The 17,661-nt window shown below is 35.3% G+C and carries 20 protein-coding genes and 1 pseudogene; 19 read left to right on the top strand and 2 right to left on the bottom strand.

Annotation, left to right across the window (positions count from 1 at the left end):
• The first annotated feature begins 19 nt into the window (after positions 1-19).
• Positions 20-907, top strand: a complete 888-nt coding sequence (locus CNQ82_RS07215; protein WP_095105257.1) for a 5'-3' exonuclease — start codon at positions 20-22, stop codon at positions 905-907.
• A 49-nt stretch (positions 908-956) separates the two neighbouring features.
• Here the strand turns inward: CNQ82_RS07215 and CNQ82_RS07210 are convergent, their stop codons facing one another.
• Positions 957-1,349, bottom strand: a complete 393-nt coding sequence (locus tag CNQ82_RS07210; RefSeq protein ID WP_123144713.1) for a ribonuclease HI family protein — start codon at positions 1,347-1,349, stop codon at positions 957-959.
• 46 nt (positions 1,350-1,395) lie between these two features.
• Positions 1,396-2,103 carry a queuosine precursor transporter gene (locus tag CNQ82_RS07205; protein ID WP_123144712.1) on the bottom strand — a complete coding sequence of 236 codons (708 nt, stop codon included), beginning with the start codon at positions 2,101-2,103 and terminating at the stop codon, positions 1,396-1,398.
• A 205-nt stretch (positions 2,104-2,308) separates the two neighbouring features.
• Here CNQ82_RS07205 and CNQ82_RS07200 point away from each other — a divergent pair, with 205 nt between their 5' ends.
• From CNQ82_RS07200 to CNQ82_RS07120, 18 genes and pseudogenes are all read left to right on the top strand, one after another.
• Positions 2,309-2,503, top strand: a complete 195-nt coding sequence (locus tag CNQ82_RS07200) for a zinc-finger domain-containing protein (protein WP_095105265.1) — start codon at positions 2,309-2,311, stop codon at positions 2,501-2,503.
• 15 nt (positions 2,504-2,518) lie between these two features.
• Positions 2,519-3,637 carry a conserved virulence factor C family protein gene (locus CNQ82_RS07195; protein ID WP_123144711.1) on the top strand — a complete coding sequence of 373 codons (1,119 nt, stop codon included), beginning with the start codon at positions 2,519-2,521 and terminating at the stop codon, positions 3,635-3,637.
• A gap of 77 nt (positions 3,638-3,714) precedes the next feature.
• Positions 3,715-4,149, top strand: a complete 435-nt coding sequence (brxA, locus tag CNQ82_RS07190; protein ID WP_123144710.1) for a bacilliredoxin BrxA — start codon at positions 3,715-3,717, stop codon at positions 4,147-4,149.
• A gap of 107 nt (positions 4,150-4,256) precedes the next feature.
• Entirely contained in the window at positions 4,257-5,210 is a 954-nt protein-coding gene (locus CNQ82_RS07185) for a thymidylate synthase (RefSeq protein WP_123144709.1), read from the top strand.
• A gap of 43 nt (positions 5,211-5,253) precedes the next feature.
• Positions 5,254-5,736, top strand: a complete 483-nt coding sequence (locus CNQ82_RS07180) for a dihydrofolate reductase (protein ID WP_095105285.1) — start codon at positions 5,254-5,256, stop codon at positions 5,734-5,736.
• A gap of 11 nt (positions 5,737-5,747) precedes the next feature.
• Positions 5,748-6,584 (top strand): DegV family protein, encoded by an 837-nt coding sequence (locus CNQ82_RS07175; RefSeq protein ID WP_123144708.1) that lies wholly within the window; start codon positions 5,748-5,750, stop codon positions 6,582-6,584.
• A gap of 93 nt (positions 6,585-6,677) precedes the next feature.
• On the top strand, positions 6,678-7,205 hold the full coding sequence (msrA, locus tag CNQ82_RS07170) for a peptide-methionine (S)-S-oxide reductase MsrA (RefSeq protein ID WP_095105291.1): 528 nt from the start codon (positions 6,678-6,680) through the stop codon (positions 7,203-7,205).
• Positions 7,198-7,638, top strand: a complete 441-nt coding sequence (msrB, locus tag CNQ82_RS07165) for a peptide-methionine (R)-S-oxide reductase MsrB (protein ID WP_123144707.1) — start codon at positions 7,198-7,200, stop codon at positions 7,636-7,638. Before msrA ends, msrB begins: the two co-directional genes overlap by 8 nt.
• A 2-nt stretch (positions 7,639-7,640) precedes the next feature.
• The gene (locus tag CNQ82_RS07160; RefSeq protein ID WP_123144706.1) at positions 7,641-8,141 is read left to right on the top strand and encodes a PTS sugar transporter subunit IIA; all 501 of its coding nucleotides are present in this window, start codon (positions 7,641-7,643) and stop codon (positions 8,139-8,141) included.
• On the top strand, positions 8,141-8,362 hold the full coding sequence (locus CNQ82_RS07155) for a YozE family protein (protein WP_123144705.1): 222 nt from the start codon (positions 8,141-8,143) through the stop codon (positions 8,360-8,362). Before CNQ82_RS07160 ends, CNQ82_RS07155 begins: the two co-directional genes overlap by 1 nt.
• Before the next feature lie 119 nt (positions 8,363-8,481).
• The gene (locus CNQ82_RS07150; protein ID WP_123144704.1) at positions 8,482-9,990 is read left to right on the top strand and encodes a S41 family peptidase; all 1,509 of its coding nucleotides are present in this window, start codon (positions 8,482-8,484) and stop codon (positions 9,988-9,990) included.
• A gap of 12 nt (positions 9,991-10,002) precedes the next feature.
• Complete coding sequence (locus CNQ82_RS07145; protein ID WP_123144703.1) at positions 10,003-10,512, top strand: GNAT family N-acetyltransferase; 510 nt, start codon at positions 10,003-10,005, stop codon at positions 10,510-10,512.
• An 11-nt stretch (positions 10,513-10,523) separates the two neighbouring features.
• Complete coding sequence (locus CNQ82_RS07140; protein WP_123144702.1) at positions 10,524-11,612, top strand: undecaprenyldiphospho-muramoylpentapeptide beta-N-acetylglucosaminyltransferase; 1,089 nt, start codon at positions 10,524-10,526, stop codon at positions 11,610-11,612.
• Positions 11,613-12,236 (top strand): phosphatase PAP2 family protein, encoded by a 624-nt coding sequence (locus CNQ82_RS07135; RefSeq protein ID WP_095105316.1) that lies wholly within the window; start codon positions 11,613-11,615, stop codon positions 12,234-12,236.
• 169 nt (positions 12,237-12,405) lie between these two features.
• Positions 12,406-12,522 (top strand): annotated as a pseudogene (locus CNQ82_RS13295) (hypothetical protein); the annotation flags it as partial.
• Between the two features lie 117 nt (positions 12,523-12,639).
• Positions 12,640-13,302, top strand: a complete 663-nt coding sequence (locus tag CNQ82_RS07130; protein WP_123144701.1) for a response regulator transcription factor — start codon at positions 12,640-12,642, stop codon at positions 13,300-13,302.
• Positions 13,299-14,663 carry a HAMP domain-containing sensor histidine kinase gene (locus CNQ82_RS07125; protein WP_123144700.1) on the top strand — a complete coding sequence of 455 codons (1,365 nt, stop codon included), beginning with the start codon at positions 13,299-13,301 and terminating at the stop codon, positions 14,661-14,663. The genes CNQ82_RS07130 and CNQ82_RS07125 overlap by 4 nt, the downstream gene beginning before the upstream one ends.
• A gap of 196 nt (positions 14,664-14,859) precedes the next feature.
• Positions 14,860-17,655 carry a 2-oxoglutarate dehydrogenase E1 component gene (locus CNQ82_RS07120; RefSeq protein ID WP_123144699.1) on the top strand — a complete coding sequence of 932 codons (2,796 nt, stop codon included), beginning with the start codon at positions 14,860-14,862 and terminating at the stop codon, positions 17,653-17,655.
• Positions 17,656-17,661 lie beyond the last annotated feature (6 nt).

Below are 17,661 nucleotides of genomic sequence, written 5' to 3'. Positions count from 1 at the left end.
TTAGAAAGAGGATATTTAAATGAGTAACAAAGTACTACTTGTAGATGGAATGGCGTTATTATTTCGCCATTTCTATGCTACAAGTATCCATCATCAATATATGAGAAATAGAGAAGGCGTACCTACAAATGGGGTACAAGGCTTTATCAGACATATCTTTTCTGCTATAGAGGACATCCAACCAACACACATTGCTGTTTGTTGGGATATGGGACAACAAACTTTCAGAAATGAAGTTTTTACGGCTTATAAACAACACCGTCCAGCTCCTCCTGAAGAACTCAGACCGCAATTTGATTTAGTGAAAGAAATGTCAGAAGCACTTGGTTTTATTAATGTAGGAGTACAAAATTATGAGGCAGATGATGTAATCGGAACTTTAAGTCGCCATTTATCTAAAGAGAATGAGATCTACATCGTAACCGGAGATAAAGATATTCTGCAATGTATTAATCCAAATGTTCAAGTCTGGCTGACTAAAAAAGGTTTCAATATTTACAACCAATACGATTTAGAACGCTATCAGCAAGAATATAATTTGAATCCGCTTCAACTCATTGATATTAAAGCCTTCATGGGGGACAGCGCAGACGGATACCCTGGTGTGAAAGGAATCGGTGAGAAAACGGCACTTAAACTGATTCAACAATATCAGTCGGTCGAAAATGTCATTCAACATATTGAAGATTTAACGCCTGCACAACAAAAGAAAATTATCAGTCATATGGATGACCTCAAGTTATCCAAGCAGCTTGCCGAAATACACACCGAAGTACCGTTAGATATCGAGTCTTTATTTAATCAAATGCAATATCAAGTCGATTATATCAACGCGATACAAGTGTGCGATGAACATGATTTGAAAGTTTCAAGTAAATATATTAATAGAGAATTTATGCCATTCTAAAGCAAAAACAGGATTGAACAAAATGGAAACCCAATTTGTTCAATCCTGTTTATTTTAATTGCTGATATAGAGCTTGTTGGGCATGGTGATTCGCTTCTTTATTTTGAGCGCGCGGTATCCAATTAATCAAACACAGATCAAAATCTTTCATTTTTTTAGCGGCTTCTAATAAATAAGCTTTAAACTTTTCATTTTTTGTAAAGCCTTTTTCCAAAGTGTCTGCAACTAATTTTGAATCAGTCGCAACTAAAGCTGTCTCTACATGCTGTGCTTTTGCACATTCAAGCGCGTAGATAAAGGCTTCCCACTCAGCAGAATGGTTATCTGTTGAAGGGATGTCTTTCGTATAGATTTGATGTTCAGATTCCTCTGCAATCACAACCGCAACTGAAGCAGGCCCTGGATTTCCTTTAACAGCTGCATCAAAATATATTTTAGCCATTTCAGTCTCACCTCAATGTCTTACTACATTTTTGTTTACCCGAATATTAATAACCTTCATCTTTCGCTTGAATTTTACCTTTTCTATACATTGATTTCGCAAGATAACCGAAAGGCACATTGAAGATAGTAGCTACAAGTTTCAAGACATAAGTAGTGATAAATATTTCAAAAACCGCATTTCCTGGCAATAATCCAATAAAGGCGATACAGACAAATAATGCTGTATCAATAATAGAACTTAAAATAGTACTGCCATATGCTCTGACAATAAAAGTACGATCTGACTTAAAGACTTTCTTAATAGCATTAAAAATAAAGACGTCAATATGCTGACCAATGATATAAGCAATAATCGAGCCTAGCGCAATTCTCGGCACAATATTAAAGATTGTACTGAGGGCCTTTTGAGACATGTCTTCTGGAGCAGGGATGAAATGCAATGACAGCTGCATTAGAATAATCATAATTAATGAAGAGGTAAAGCCCATCCAAACTGCACGTTTCGCTACTTTTCTGCCATAAATATCATTTAAAATATCAGTTGCTAAATAAATCGAAGCAAACATGACATTACCTAAAGTGGCGGATATCGCAAAGATATCTACTGTTTTGATTACTTGAATATTGGCAATGATCGTTCCCATTGCTACCCAAGCCATTAAGCCTTGCTTTCCAAATAATCTAAACATCGTTACCATTAACGTAAAGGTAACTAGGAATGCAATAATTCCCATTATTTCATTATAAAACATATTCTTTCCTCCTAAATTTTGATAATGCGGGTGTTTAGAAACCGCAAACTCAACTTATATATTCTAAAGAATTTGCACTATAAATGCAATGTCTTTTTAATTAAGGGTATTTTGATTAGATGAACTCATAGCGCATACGTGATATAATAAGCGTAAAATTAATCGTCTTAAAGCGAGTAACGTAAACGCATTAATTAATAAAGGAGTGACGATTATTTTTACTAAATCTGAAAAGCAAGCCCTTGATTCTATTGATGAACTGCTGAATACTTATTGCAAGAATTGTGAACTTAAATTATATAATCGCAAAGAAAATGGTAAAACCTATGCCCATCATTTTTGCATAGAAGAGTGCTCAGTAGGTAAACAAATCAAGCAGTTTGGAAACGAATTACAATAAATGGAGGGAATCTCGATGGAAATCGTTCGTATAGAACCGACACCAAGTCCTAATACTATGAAAGTAGTGTTAAATAAACAAAGAGAGGACAATCAATCCTCCACTTATACATCTGTGAAAGAAGGACAACCAGACTTTATTAATCACTTATTAGAATTAGAAGGCGTAAAATCAATCTTCTATGTTATTGATTTCCTAGCGATAGATAAGACACCGAAAGCAAATTGGGAAGAAGTATTGCCTAAAATTACACATGTACTAAATGAAGACGCTGGAGTGGATCAAAGTGATGAACCCGTTCCAGATGCACATTACGGTGAAATCAAAGCCGAAGTACTCAAATTTAAAGGTGTCCCGTATCAAATTAAATTATCTACCACAGAAAACGAAGAACGTAAACAATTACCAACTCAATTTGTGGATACTATGTTAGATGCACAAAAAGACGATGATAATGTGGTATTTATGCGTAAATGGGAAGATTTAGGCAAACGCTATGGCGAAATGGATGAAGTCATGAAAGAAGTAGAAGAAGAAATCATTGCACTCTATCCACCTGAAAAATTAGACGATATGCTTAAAGAAGCACTGAATACAGATATTGTGGTACCTACTACTCAGTATCAACACGTTACATTAGAAGAATTTAATCAAGCTGATGACTGGAAAGCGCAATTAAGAATGTTAAAATCTTTCCCTACGCCTACTAAAGAGGATTATCCTCTTATAGAAGCTGCCTTAAATCATCCTAAGGTACCAATTCGACGTGAAGCTGTAGTACTGGCTAGTATGGTGGAAGATCAATCAGTATTGCCATATCTTTATCAAGGGTTGCACGATAAAAACCCAGGTGTCAGACGTACTGCTGGAGACGGCTTAAGTGATTTGGGCTATAAAGAAGCGCTCCCAGAAATGGAAAAAGCACTAGCAGACCCGCAAAAAATAGTACGTTGGCGCGCAGCCATGTTCATCTTTGATGAGGGCGGACCAGATCAATTACCTGCTTTAAAAGCGCATGAAGATGATGATGCTTATGAAGTGAAACTACAAATTCAGATGGCGATTTCGCGTATTGAAAATGGGGATGAAGCATTAGGTTCGGTCTGGAAGCAAATTGCGAACCGCAACAAATAATTTCTAGAAACCATCCGCATTACAAAACTACAAAATTCATGTAAAATAAATTATAATAATTACAAGGAGTGTTCTGGATGAATGCATATGAAGCATATATGAAAGAGTTGGCTCAAGGTATGAGAAGCGAGTTGACTCAAAACGATTTCACAAGTTTGGAATCTGAAGACGCAGTAAATGATTATATGAAAAATATCGGTCAAGATGAAACAACTTTTGTGGTGATCAATTCTACATGCGGTTGTGCTGCTGGCTTAGCGCGTCCAGCAGCAGTGGCCGTTGCTGAGCAAAATGATAAAAAACCTGATCACAAAGTGACTGTGTTTGCTGGTCAAGATAAAGAAGCTACACAAGCGATGAGAGAATATATTCAACAAGTTCCTTCCAGCCCTTCATACGCTTTATTCAAAGGTACTGAACTTAAACATTTTATGCCGCGTGAATATATTGAAGGTAGAGATATACAAGATATCTGCATGGACATTAAAGATATGTTTGACGAAAATTGCTAAGATATCGTTTTTAACTATGTAAAGTTTGGGGACAAAGATGGAAGGCTCACACTACATCATTTGTCCCTTTTTTTCATAATAAGATACATATAAGAGGAGGGCTTAATATGAACCCATTTGATAAAGCTTACCATGACTTATGTGAAGAAATTCTAGAAATCGGCAATCAACGTGATGATCGCACACATACAGGTACTATTTCTAAATTCGGTCATCAATTAAGATTTGACTTGTCTAAAGGATTTCCATTACTCACAACTAAAAAGGTCTCATTCAAATTATTAGCTACTGAATTGATTTGGTTTATTAAAGGCGATACTAATATTAAATACTTGCTGCAATACAATAATAATATTTGGAATGAATGGGCTTTTGAGAAATATGTCCAATCTGAAGACTATACAGGACCTGACATGACGAATTTCGGACATCGCGCTTTAGAGGACCCAGAATTCAACGCACGCTATCAAGAAGAAATGAAAAAATTTAAAGAAAACATTTTAAATGACGATGCATTCGCTGAAAAATATGGTGATTTAGGAAATGTTTACGGCAAACAATGGCGTGATTGGGTAGGAGCAGATGGACAACATTATGACCAACTTGCTACAGTTATCGAACAAATTAAGAAGTATCCGACTTCTCGCCGACATATTGTATCTGCTTGGAATCCATCTGAAATTGACAATATGGCCTTGCCGCCATGCCATACGATGTTTCAATTTTATGTTCAAGACGGCAAATTAAGTTGCCATCTTTATCAAAGAAGTGCAGATATCTTTCTAGGTGTGCCATTCAATATTGCAAGTTACAGCTTGCTTACTCATCTCGTGGCAAAGGAATGCGGCTTAGAGGTAGGAGAATTTGTGCATACTTTCGGCGATGCACATATTTATTCTAATCATATTGATGCAATTCAAACACAACTTGCAAGAGATAGCTTCAATCCGCCGACACTTAAAATAAACACTAATAAATCTATATTCGATATACAATATGAAGATTTAGAAATAGTCGATTATCAATCACATCCAGGTATTAAAGCTCCAATTGCAGTTTAAATCATTCAATTCAACTTAAAGATAAACGAAAGGGGATATTTAAATGACGCTATCCATCTTGGTTGCCCATGATCAAAACAGGATTATAGGCAAAGACAACCAACTACCTTGGCATCTGCCTAACGATTTAAAACATGTAAAAAAATTATCTACCGGCAATACGCTGGTTATGGGACGCAACACTTACGAGTCAATCGGACGGCCGCTTCCTAACCGCCGTAATGTAGTATTGACACGTAATACTGCGTTTCATCCTGAAGGCGTGGATGTCATCCATGATTTTGATGAAATCTATGATTTGCCTGGCCATGTATTTATTTTTGGAGGCCAATCTTTATTTGAAGAATTTATAGATAAAGTTGATGATATGTACATCACGGTGATAGAAGATAAGTATCAAGGAGATACTTTTTTCCCGCCTTATACTTTCGAAGACTGGGAAGTCGAATCAGCAGTCAAAGGGGAATTAGATGAGAAGAATACGATTCCTCATACTTTTCTACATTTAGTACGCAAGAAGCAATAGGAGGGTTTCAAATGCACAAGAAAATTGTTACAGATTCCACATCAGACTTACCGCAAGAATTTTTGAAGGAACATGACATTCATGTAGTTCCACTCAATTTAACGATTGATGGTGAATCTTATATTGACCAAATCGAAGTTTCATCTGAAGAAGTGATTCATCTTATCGAGGATGACGCTGATATTAAAACGAGTCAGCCTCCTATTGGTAAATTCATTGAAATGTATGATGAATTAGGAAAAGATGGCTCTGAAATTATAAGTATTCATATGACTTCCGGTTTGAGCGGTACTTATCAAACTGCATATCAAGCAAGTCAAATGACAGATTCTAAAGTTACCGTCATTGATTCCAAATCAATATCTTACGGTTTAGGTTTCCAACTTGAACATATTGTTGAGTGGATGAATGAAGGATTTTCTACTGAAGAAATAGTAGAAAAAGTCCAACATCTGCAAAGCAACATTAAGGTGTATGTGGTTATCGGTCAATTGACACAATTGATTAAAGGCGGCCGTATCGGTAAAGCAAAAGGTATGATCGGTAATATCATGCGCTTAAAGCCGACAGGTACTTTGGAAGATGGGCGTATTAATTTAATGTCTAATCCTCGCACACAAAAAGCAAGCCTGCAATTTATAAAGAAAGATTTAGTTAACTTCTTAGAAAATCATTCTCTTAAAAAAATCGGTATCGCTCACGCCAATGCTTTGGACTTTGTCGAAAAAGCAAAGCAGCAATTTGTAAATGATGAGTATACTACAGATTACGAACTCAGCTATACGACTCCTGTCATTTCAACACATACAGGCCAAGGCGCTATCGGGCTCACTTTCCTACGCTCATAAGAGAATACAGGCGAGCAGAAAGCAAACTAATAGAAAAATCTAAATAATCGTGGTAACTTAAGGAATAACTAGATACTGAATGGAGGTAATATTTTGGCATATGCAACCTTAGCAGGCGGCTGTTTCTGGTGTATGGTAAAACCATTCACTTCATATCCTGGTATTGAAAGTGTGGTTTCAGGATATAGTGGTGGCCATGTAGAAAATCCAACTTATGAAGAAGTTTGCTCAAATACGACGGGTCACGTAGAAGCAGTTCAAATCGAATATGATCCAGAAGTCACTTCATTTGAAAATATCTTGGACGTTTATTTTAAAACTTTTGACCCGACAGATGATAAAGGTCAATTTTTTGACCGCGGAGAAAGTTATCAGCCCGTTATTTTCTATCATAATGAAGAACAAAAGAAAGCAGCTTTAGCTAAAATTCAAGAATTGAATGAGCAAATGATCTTTAACAAACCAGTTATTACTCCAGTTAAACCTTACAAAAATTTCTATCCTGCTGAATCTTATCATCAGGATTACTACAAGAAAAATCCAATGCATTATGAGCAATACCAAAAAGGCTCTGGACGAAAAGACTTTATAGAAAACCATTGGGGGAATCAAGATGCTTAAAAAGAACAAAGATGAATTAAATGATCTTGAATATCTTGTAACTCAAGAAAACGGTACTGAACCACCATTTCAAAATGAATATTGGAATCACTTTGAAAAAGGTATTTATGTCGATAAACTTTCTGGTAAACCGTTGTTCACTTCCGAAGAAAAATTCGAATCAGATTGCGGTTGGCCAAGCTTTTCCAAAGCATTAAGCGATGACGAAGTTGTTGAACTCGTTGACAAATCTTTCGGTATGGTTAGAACTGAAGTGCGCTCTGAAGACAGCAACAGTCATTTAGGCCACGTATTTAATGACGGACCTGCAGAAAGCGGCGGTCTGAGATATTGCATTAATTCTGCGGCAGTTCAATTTATTCCTTATGATAAATTAGAAGAACTTGGATACGGCGACTTAATCCCGCACTTCAAGGACCAAGGGGAGAAATAATTATGTTCAAAAAATTATTCGGCAAAGAAGATAAAGTAGATAAAAATATTGAAATATATGCACCGATTACGGGTGAGTTTGTAGATATTGAAAATATTCCAGATCCGGTATTCGCTCAAAAAATGATGGGCGAAGGGTTTGGCATTAAACCTTCAGAAGGTGTAGTTGTTGCGCCGATTGACGGTAAAGTAGATAATGTTTTTCCAACAAGCCATGCATTAGGTTTGAAAGCTGACAACGGTTTAGAATTGCTCATCCACATCGGTTTAGATACTGTGCAATTGAATGGTGAAGGCTTCAAAGTGTTAGTGGAAAGCGGTGATTCGGTAAGCGTGGGCGATCCGTTAGTTGAATTTGATTTAGATTATATCGATCAAAATGCTAAATCAACTATTTCACCGATTATTATTACTAACACTGATCAAGTTGAGAACATTGATATTCAGAAAACAGAGCAATTAAAAAGAAATGAAACTAAAGTCATTGATGTGACGATGTCATAATGAAAGATTATTCTTTTTACCAATTTGCACTCACTGTACGAGGACGTCCTGATGAAAAAGGAAAATTAGCTGAACAAATTTTTGATGATTTATCTTTTCCGAAACATGAATCAGATTTCCATGTGCTCTCAGACTATATTGAAACTGAAGCTTCAATCAGTGAACCTATGTCAGTGTTTGATGATTTATATGATGAATACCAAGAATGGTTGAAATTTTAATTTGTTATGAGGGCTAGGACATTTACTTGTTCTGGCCCTTATTTTCTCTGTTTAAAGGTGATAATTCTTGATGATTACCATGTATTTGGTAAAATTAATTATCGTTTCATTTACACTCAATGAAGCGAGGCACTATCTATTTTGATCAGAAAGGAGACTTAATATTGGATCAAGATCAGAACAAAGAACCATCGCAAAAACAAAATGACATACATAAATCTCCGAAAACATTTAATATTAAACGTTGGAAATTTATAACGTTATTAATAGCTGTTATTTTAGTAACTATTTTATTAACCGTGTTATCAACCATAGCAATTACGCACAAAATGAGTGGGTTAGATAATGACCAAAGGAAGTCTTTTAAAAAAGTACAAGCAGCTTATGCTACATTGGCAAATGATTACTATAAACAACAAAATCCCGACAAATTATCTGAAGCAGCCATCAATGGTATGGTGAAAGAATTAAAGGATCCTTATTCACAATATATGACGAAAGATGAAACAAAATCCTTTAACGAAGATGTTTCTGGTGATTTTGTAGGAATCGGGGCAGAGATGCAACAACGCAACCATCAAATCAGTGTGACAAGTCCTATGAAAGGTTCACCAGCTGAAAAAGCCGGCCTTAAACCTAAAGACGTTGTAAAAGAAGTAGATGGCAAATCAGTTAAAGGCAAATCATTGACAGATGTAGTTAAAATGGTTCGCGGAAAAGAAGGAACAAATGTCACTTTAACGATTGAACGCGCTCATCAAACACATACATTGAAAATTAAACGAGATAAAATTCATGTTAAAAGTGTTGAATATAAGAAAGAAGACAATGTCGGCGTATTTACTATTAACAAATTCCAAGAAAATACTGCCGCAGAATTAAAAACAAGTATTAAAAAAGCGCATGACGAAGGTGTTAATAAAATTGTACTTGACTTAAGAAATAATCCTGGCGGTCTTTTAAATGAAGCCGTAAAAATGGCTAACATCTTTATCGATAAAGATAAACCCGTAGTTAAATTGCAAAAAGGCAAAGATACGGAAGTAATTCGTGCGCCAAGCGATTCGTTAAAAGAAGCTAAAAATATGCAAGTATCTATCTTAGTAAACGAAGGTTCCGCCAGTGCATCTGAGGTCTTCACAGGGGCTATGAAAGATTATGGCAAAGCCAAAGTTTATGGTGAGAAAACATTTGGTAAAGGCATTGTTCAAACAACCAAAGAATACAAAGATGGTTCATTGCTTAAATATACTGAAATGAAATGGCTCACACCAAAAGGCCATTATATTCATGGCAAAGGTATTCAACCTGATGTGAAAATAGATGCACCTCAATATCAATCGTTAAGCATGATTCCAGAAGATAAAGTCTTCAAAGATGGTGATCATAGCAAAGATATTAAATCTATAAAAATCGGTTTGAAAGCATTAGGCTATAATATTAATAATGAAGATGAAAACTACGACAGTACATTACAATCAGCTGTTGAATCATTCCAAAAAGATAATCAACTTGACGTTAACGGTAAATTTGATAAGGAAACCAATCGTAAATTCACGGAAAAATTGATTGATAAATCTAGTAAAGATGATGAAGTTCTTAAGTCTTTATTAAAAAAATTAAAATAAAGGGGTTACCATATGATACGACTCGCGACACATAAAGATTTAGATGCTATCTCATCTTTAACTGAAGACGCCAAAAAAATTATGCAGAAAGACAACAATCCGCAATGGGATGAAGATTATCCGTTAATAGAGCATTTTGAAGAAGATATTAATCATAAATCTTTATTTGTGCTGGAAGAAAACGCACAAATTTATGGTTATATAGTTATCGACCAAAATCAGTCAAAGTGGTATGATGAACTAGAATGGCCAGTTGACAGAAAAGGCGGCTATGTGATTCATAGATTAGCTGGTTCTCCAGAATATAAAGGGGCAGCCACTGCTCTATTTGATTTTGCTGTCAAGCGTGCTTTAGAGCATGATGTTCATGTATTGCTCACAGATACCTATGCAGTGAATCATCGAGCACAAAATCTATTTGAAAAATTCGGCTTTACAAAAGTAGGCGAAGCTGATTTAGACTATCATCCTTTCGACAAGGAAGAAGCTTTTTATGCATATTATAGAATTTTAGAAGAATAGAGGTATAAAAAATGACGAAGATTGCATTTACTGGCGGTGGAACAGTTGGGCATGTTTCAGTCAATTTAAGTTTAATTCCGATTGCTCAAGAAAGAGGATTTGAAGCTTTCTATATAGGTTCTAAAAATGGAATCGAGAAAGAAATGATCGAATCGCAACTTCCAGGAATCAACTACTTTCCTATTTCAAGCGGGAAATTACGCAGATATCTTTCTGTTGAAAATATCAAAGACATCTTCAAAGTATTAAAAGGTGTCTTTGATGCAAGAAAAATATTAAAAAGACAGAAACCAGATCTCCTTTTCTCAAAAGGCGGATTTGTATCTGTACCTGTAGTGATTGCAGCACGTTCATTAAATATACCAGTTGTTATTCATGAATCTGACATTACACCAGGCTTAGCGAATAAAATTTCATTGAAATTCGCTAAAAAGATTTATACAACATTTGAAGATACGTTGAAATATTTACCCAAAGATAAAGCAGACTTTGTCGGTGCTACTGTACGCGATGACTTAAAACAGGGCAATCGCAACAAAGGTTTTCAATTAACTGGGTTTAAAGATGGCAAAAAAGTGTTATTAGTAATGGGTGGCAGTTTAGGAAGTAAGAAGATTAACGAATTGATTCGTACTAACCTGGATTCATTGTTAGAGGAATATCAAATTATTCATTTAACAGGAAAAGGTTTAAAAGACAATTCAATTAATCGTGAAGGCTATAAACAATTCGAATTTGTTACTGACGAACTGACTGATTTATTAGCGATTACTGATACAGTTGTCAGCAGAGCTGGCGCAAATGCGATTTATGAATTCTTAACTTTAAATATTCCGATGTTATTAATTCCTCTTGGTTTAGACCAATCTCGCGGGGACCAAATCGATAATGCTAAGAATTTCCAAAATAAAGGTTATGCGCAAACACTTCCTGAAGATCAAGCAGATCCGAAACGATTTAAAGAAGCATTACAGACTATTGAAAGTAATAGAAGTGAGATCATAAAGCAAATGGCAAGTTATCATCAATTATTTACTAAAGAAGACTTGCTAGATAAGATTCTGAAAGATACTAATCAAAAGGAAACGAGGGACAGCTAATTGAGCCGAATTAAAAGAATTTCATTAATTTTGGTATTTACACTGATTTTCAGTGTCATAGCTGCTTTCCATCAAAGCAGATTAGGCAACTGGATTGATACCGAAGTCTATGATTTAATCTACGCATCACATAGTGTTATTACAACAAGCATATTTATGGGCGCTACATGGGTCGGAGAAGTTTTCTCAATGATCTGCCTCTCTCTATGTGTAGTCAGTTATTTGTTATTACGTAAAATGAAGATTGATGCGTTATTCTTTGCAATTGTGATGGCGGTATCGAGTATTTCGAATCCGATTATGAAAAATACATTCGACCGTGAACGTCCGTCAAAATTACGTTTAGTAGAAATCGGCGGCTATAGCTTCCCAAGTGGTCATGCAATGGGTTCTACTTCATTTTTCGGAAGTATTATTTACATTGCCTCTCGCTATCTGCATGGTACACCGAGAGTAATGATGACTTCATTCTGTATTTTCATGATTGCGATGATTTGTATGTCTCGTATTTATTTAGGCGTACATTACCCAACTGATATTATCGGTGGTATTACAGCTGGAATTATTTGTATTCTGACAGTATCAGTATTTTTCAAAGGGAAATTAAAACCCGTTCGTTTTTAAAGTTTGATAAATAATAGAAGACAGGATAGATTCTCATTTAAGTTTCTATCCTGTCTTTCTTTATACGAAAAAACCGATTCTACTTTTCTAGCAGAATCGGTAAGTATGTCACGTTATGTATATTCCATAACGTCAGTATTTACGGGCATATATAAAAGGGGATATGAAAATGACCAATACAATAAGAACGAAAATGTGGGGGGATGTCTCATTTGGTATTGATAATCATTTTCAATTACTATTATACATGAGTGAGAATGATTGTCAATTAGAAATACAAATTTTTTCAATTTTTTTGAAAAAGTTATTTTGAAAGTAGGAACAGTCACTGTCAGCACTTACTTTACAGGTTTAAATTACCGGTTATAATTTTTTATGATAAAATTATTTCGAGGTGCTGATCATGACAAAAATTTTAATAGTGGAAGATGAACAGAATCTTGCACGTTTTATTGAACTTGAATTATTACATGAAAATTATGAAGTAGATATTGAAAATGATGGAGCAGTTGGACTCGAGACTGCGCTTTCTAAAGATTACGATTTATATTTATTAGATTTGATGTTGCCTAACATGGATGGTTTAGAGATTTGTAAAAAAATACGCGAAATAAAATCAACACCGATTATCATTATTACTGCGAAAGGTGATACTTACGATAAAGTGGCTGGTTTAGATTATGGAGCAGACGATTATATTGTTAAGCCTTTTGACATCGAAGAACTACTCGCACGTATCAGAGCCACTTTACGTAGACAGCCTAAAAAGAATACTCTGACCATTAAAGGAATCACGATTGATAAAGATGCTTTTCGCGTTACGATAGATGGTCAAGAGTTGGAGCTCACTAAAACTGAGTATGATTTATTGCAGTTACTGACTGAAAACTTAAATCATGTACTGCAACGCGAACAAATATTAAATCACGTATGGGGCTATGATAGTGAAGTAGAAACAAATGTCGTCGATGTTTATATTCGTTATTTGCGCAATAAACTCAAACCTTTTAATAAAGAAAAAGTGATTGAAACTGTGCGCGGCGTCGGATATGTGATAAGACAATGAAACAGCGTAAATTAAAAATACAATGGATGCTTGTAACGACGAGTATTACCTTTCTCATCGTATTTATTTTTAGCTTAGTAATTATTTATTTCTTAAGTATTACGTTACGAGATAATGAAATTAATGACGCAGAAAAAAGCTCTGATAATGTAGCGACACTGCTAGCAACTAAATCGTTAGAGCATGTGAAGCCGCTGGATTTGAATGCGTCGTTAGGGAACTTTCAAAAAGTTGTTTTATTCGATGAAGACCGCGACAAAATTACAGAAACTTCGACTATGGGGGATTACCTTAATGATACGAAGCCGATAAGACCTTCGAAATATCATAGTGTCTCTGTCGTAAAATTAAAGGGTGCTAATTTTTTAATTGTTTCTCATCCTATCAATACCGATAAATTCCAAGGTTATTCCGTAATTATCCATTCTCTAGCGAGTTATGACAGCGTTATGCATTCTTTAGTTATATTGTCTGTACTGTTCGGGGTAATTGCAATTATCGTGACCTCAACCATCAGTTATATCTTTTCAGCTCAAATTGCGAAACCTATCGTAATTATGGCTAATAAAATGAGAAAGATCAGAAGAGATGGTTTCCAAGAAAAATTAGAACTGCCGACGAATTATGAAGAAACCAATGACTTAATTGATACCTTTAATGATATGATGATGCAAATCGAAGAACTCTTCGACCAACAGACGCAATTTGTGGAAGATGCATCGCACGAGCTTCGTACGCCTTTACAGATTATTCAAGGTCATTTGAATTTAATTAAAAGATGGGGTAAAAAAGATCCTGAAATCTTGGAAGAATCTTTAAATATTACTATTGAAGAAATGAATAGAATTACCAAATTGGTTGAAGAATTATTGTTATTAACAAAAGAGTCGACTTACAAAGATGCTAAAGATGTTGAACCGGTAAAAGTAAATAAGGAAATTAAGTCACGATTAAAATCACTTAAACAATTACATCCTGATTATACCTTTACGTTTAACCCTTCTAATAAACCGATTATTTTAGAAATTAACCGTTACCAATTAGAACAAGTACTCTTGATTTTTCTTGATAACGCTATAAAATATGATACTCGCGAGAAGAAAATCGATGTCTCTACTACCTTAAAAAACCGCCAAGCTACTATTGAAATAACTGACCATGGACCTGGCATTCCTAAAGAAGAATTAGATTTTATCTTTGATCGTTTTTACAGAGTAGATAAATCTCGTTCTAGACAGCAAGGCGGAAACGGGTTAGGCTTGTCTATTGCAAGTAAAATTGTAAGTTTATATAATGGCACAATTCAAGTTAAAAGTGAATTGAATTCTTATACAACTTTCAGTATTACTTTCAATATTTAAAAAAGTGGTATCTTATTTCATTTAAAATAATTATACTCTATTCGTTTATTTTGTAATGTTAGTTTATATATGTTTACAAAGAGCCGTAATGACGGCTCTTTTTCTATGTGTCAATTGCCTATTCTCTCTTTAATTTGTGAAGATTTAATGATATTATTTATTTGTAAGCGTTTCAATATTTTGTGGAGGGAGTAATATGACGAAAGATAAACAGGTAAGTGAAGCACCTGTAAATTTCGGAGCTAACTTAGGGGTTATCATAGATTTATATGATCAATATCTACAAGATCCAACTTCAGTCTCTGAAGATTTACAAATTTTATTTAGTACAATTAATAACGACAACAGAGAGGTAGCAGCGAGTCCTGCATCAGGTTCTGGAGATAGCACAATTAAACAAGTAATGCGTTTAGTTGATAACATCAGACAATACGGCCATTTGCAGGCAGATATCTATCCAGTTAACCGTCCAGAACGTAAACACGTTCCAAAGTTAACAATTGAAGATTTTAATCTTTCTAAAGATGATTTAGAAAAAATTTCTCCAGGAATAGTATCGGATCATTTTTCTGATATTTATGACAATGCGTATGAAGCAATTAAACGTATGGAGAAACGTTACAAAGGACCAATTGCTTTTGAATACACACATATCAATAATAATACTGAGCGTACATGGCTCAAACGACGTATTGAAACGCCATATAAAGCAAATTTAAACAAAAATCAAAAAATTAATTTATTTAAAACATTAGCACATGTCGAAGGATTTGAAAAATATCTTCATAAAAACTTCGTAGGGGCTAAACGATTCTCAATTGAAGGTGTAGACACTCTTGTTCCAATGTTGCAAGAGACTTTGAGACGTGCTGGTGAAGAAGAAATCAAAAACATTCAAATTGGTATGGCGCACCGTGGCCGTTTAAATGTGTTGACGCACGTTTTAGAAAAACCATATGAAATGATGATTTCAGAATTCATGCACACTGATCCAATGAAATTCTTGCCTGAAGACGGCAGTCTTGAATTGACTTCTGGTAATGCATGGACAAGCGATGTTAAATACCATTTAGGCGGTATCAAAACTACAGACACTTATGGTACAACGCAACGTATTTCACTTGCGAACAACCCGAGTCATTTAGAAATTGTAGCGCCTGTTGTTTTAGGTAAAACACGTTCTGTTCAAGATGACACACATGAAGGCGGTAAAGTACAAACTGATTTCACAAAATCAATGCCGATATTAATTCATGGTGACGCTGCTTACCCAGGTCAAGGTATCAACTTTGAAGCTATGAACTTAGGCAACTTAGATGGTTATTCAACAGGTGGTTCATTACACATCATCACTAATAACCGCATTGGTTTTACTACTGAAGCTAGAGATGGACGTTCTACGACATACTCTACAGACGTAGCCAAAGGTTATGATATTCCGATAATGCATGTAAATGCTGATAATGTCGAGGCAACTATCGAAGCAATCGATATTGCTATGGATTTCCGTAAAGAATTCCATAAAGATGTAGTCATCGATTTAGTGGGGTATCGTCGTTATGGTCATAATGAAATGGATGAACCGTCAATTACTAACCCGATTCCATATCACGCAATTCGTAAACATCCTACAGTAGATACTATCTATGGGGAACAACTCGTAGATGAAGGTGTAATTTCAAAAGAAGAAATGGATCAGACTCTCGACGACGTTCAAAAAGAATTGCGTCAATCGCATGACAAAATTGATAAAAACGATAAAACAACTACTAAAGATATGTCTAAACCTGAAAGCCTTGAAGAACCGCTTCAACCTGATAAAGACAATGTATCTTATGAAGATTTGAAATCTATCAACGATGCATTATTATCTTATCCAACTGGCTTTGAAGTATTGAAAAAACTCAATAAAGTATTAGAAAAACGTAGAGAACCATTCGAAAAAGAAGACGGCTTAGTAGATTGGGCACAAGCTGAGCAATTAGCATTTGCTACAATCATGCAAAATGGTACGCCAATTCGTTTAACAGGACAAGATAGTGAACGTGGTACTTTCAGCCACAGACATGCAGTATTGCATAACCCAGACAACGGTGACGAATATGTACCTTTACAACATGTTCCAAACCAAAAAGCTTCATTTGATGTTCATAACTCACCATTATCTGAAGCTGCTGTAGTAGGATTTGAATACGGTTATAATGTAGAAAACAAGGGTACTATGAATATTTGGGAAGCCCAATATGGCGACTTCGCAAATATGGCACAAATGATGTTCGACAACTTTATTTTCAGTAGTTACTCAAAATGGGGCGAACGTTCAGGCTTAACTTTATTCTTACCTCATTCATATGAAGGTCAAGGACCTGAACACTCATCTGCAAGACTAGAACGTTTCTTGCAACTTTCAGCTGAAAACAACTCAACAGTTGTCAACTTATCAAGCTCTGCCAATTACTACCACTTGTTACGTGCGCAAGCAGCAAGCTTGGATACGGATGCAATGCGTCCGTTAGTAGTGATGTCACCTAAAAGTTTATTGAGAAATAAAACGGTAGCAGATACTATTGATAAATTTACAGAAGGACATTTCCAACCAATCCTTCCAGAAGCACATGATGAGAAGAAAGTTAAAAAACTTATCTTAGCGTCAGGCAAAATGTTTATCGATTTGAAAGAACGTCTGCAAAAAGAACCGGATGACTCAATCTTACTCGTTGCAGTTGAAAGATTATATCCATTCCCAGTTGAAGAAGTGCGTGAAGTAATTAGTCAACTACCAAACCTTGAAACAATTGCTTGGGTTCAAGAAGAACCTCAAAACCAAGGTGCTTGGTCATTTGTATATCCTTACTTAAGCGACTTAGCAAGCGATCAATACGAATTGCAATATAGTGGTCGTATTAAACGTTCTGCTCCAGCTGAAGGTGACGGCGAAAACCATAAACTTGTTCAAAATTCTATTATTGAAGAGAGTCTTAATAAAAAATAGGGGGAA

This window comes from Staphylococcus debuckii (genome assembly GCF_003718735.1).
Taxonomy (GTDB): Bacteria; Bacillota; Bacilli; order Staphylococcales; family Staphylococcaceae; genus Staphylococcus; species Staphylococcus debuckii.
Note: the sequence above shows the minus strand (reverse complement) of the source record. Positions and strands in the feature narration are given on the sequence as shown.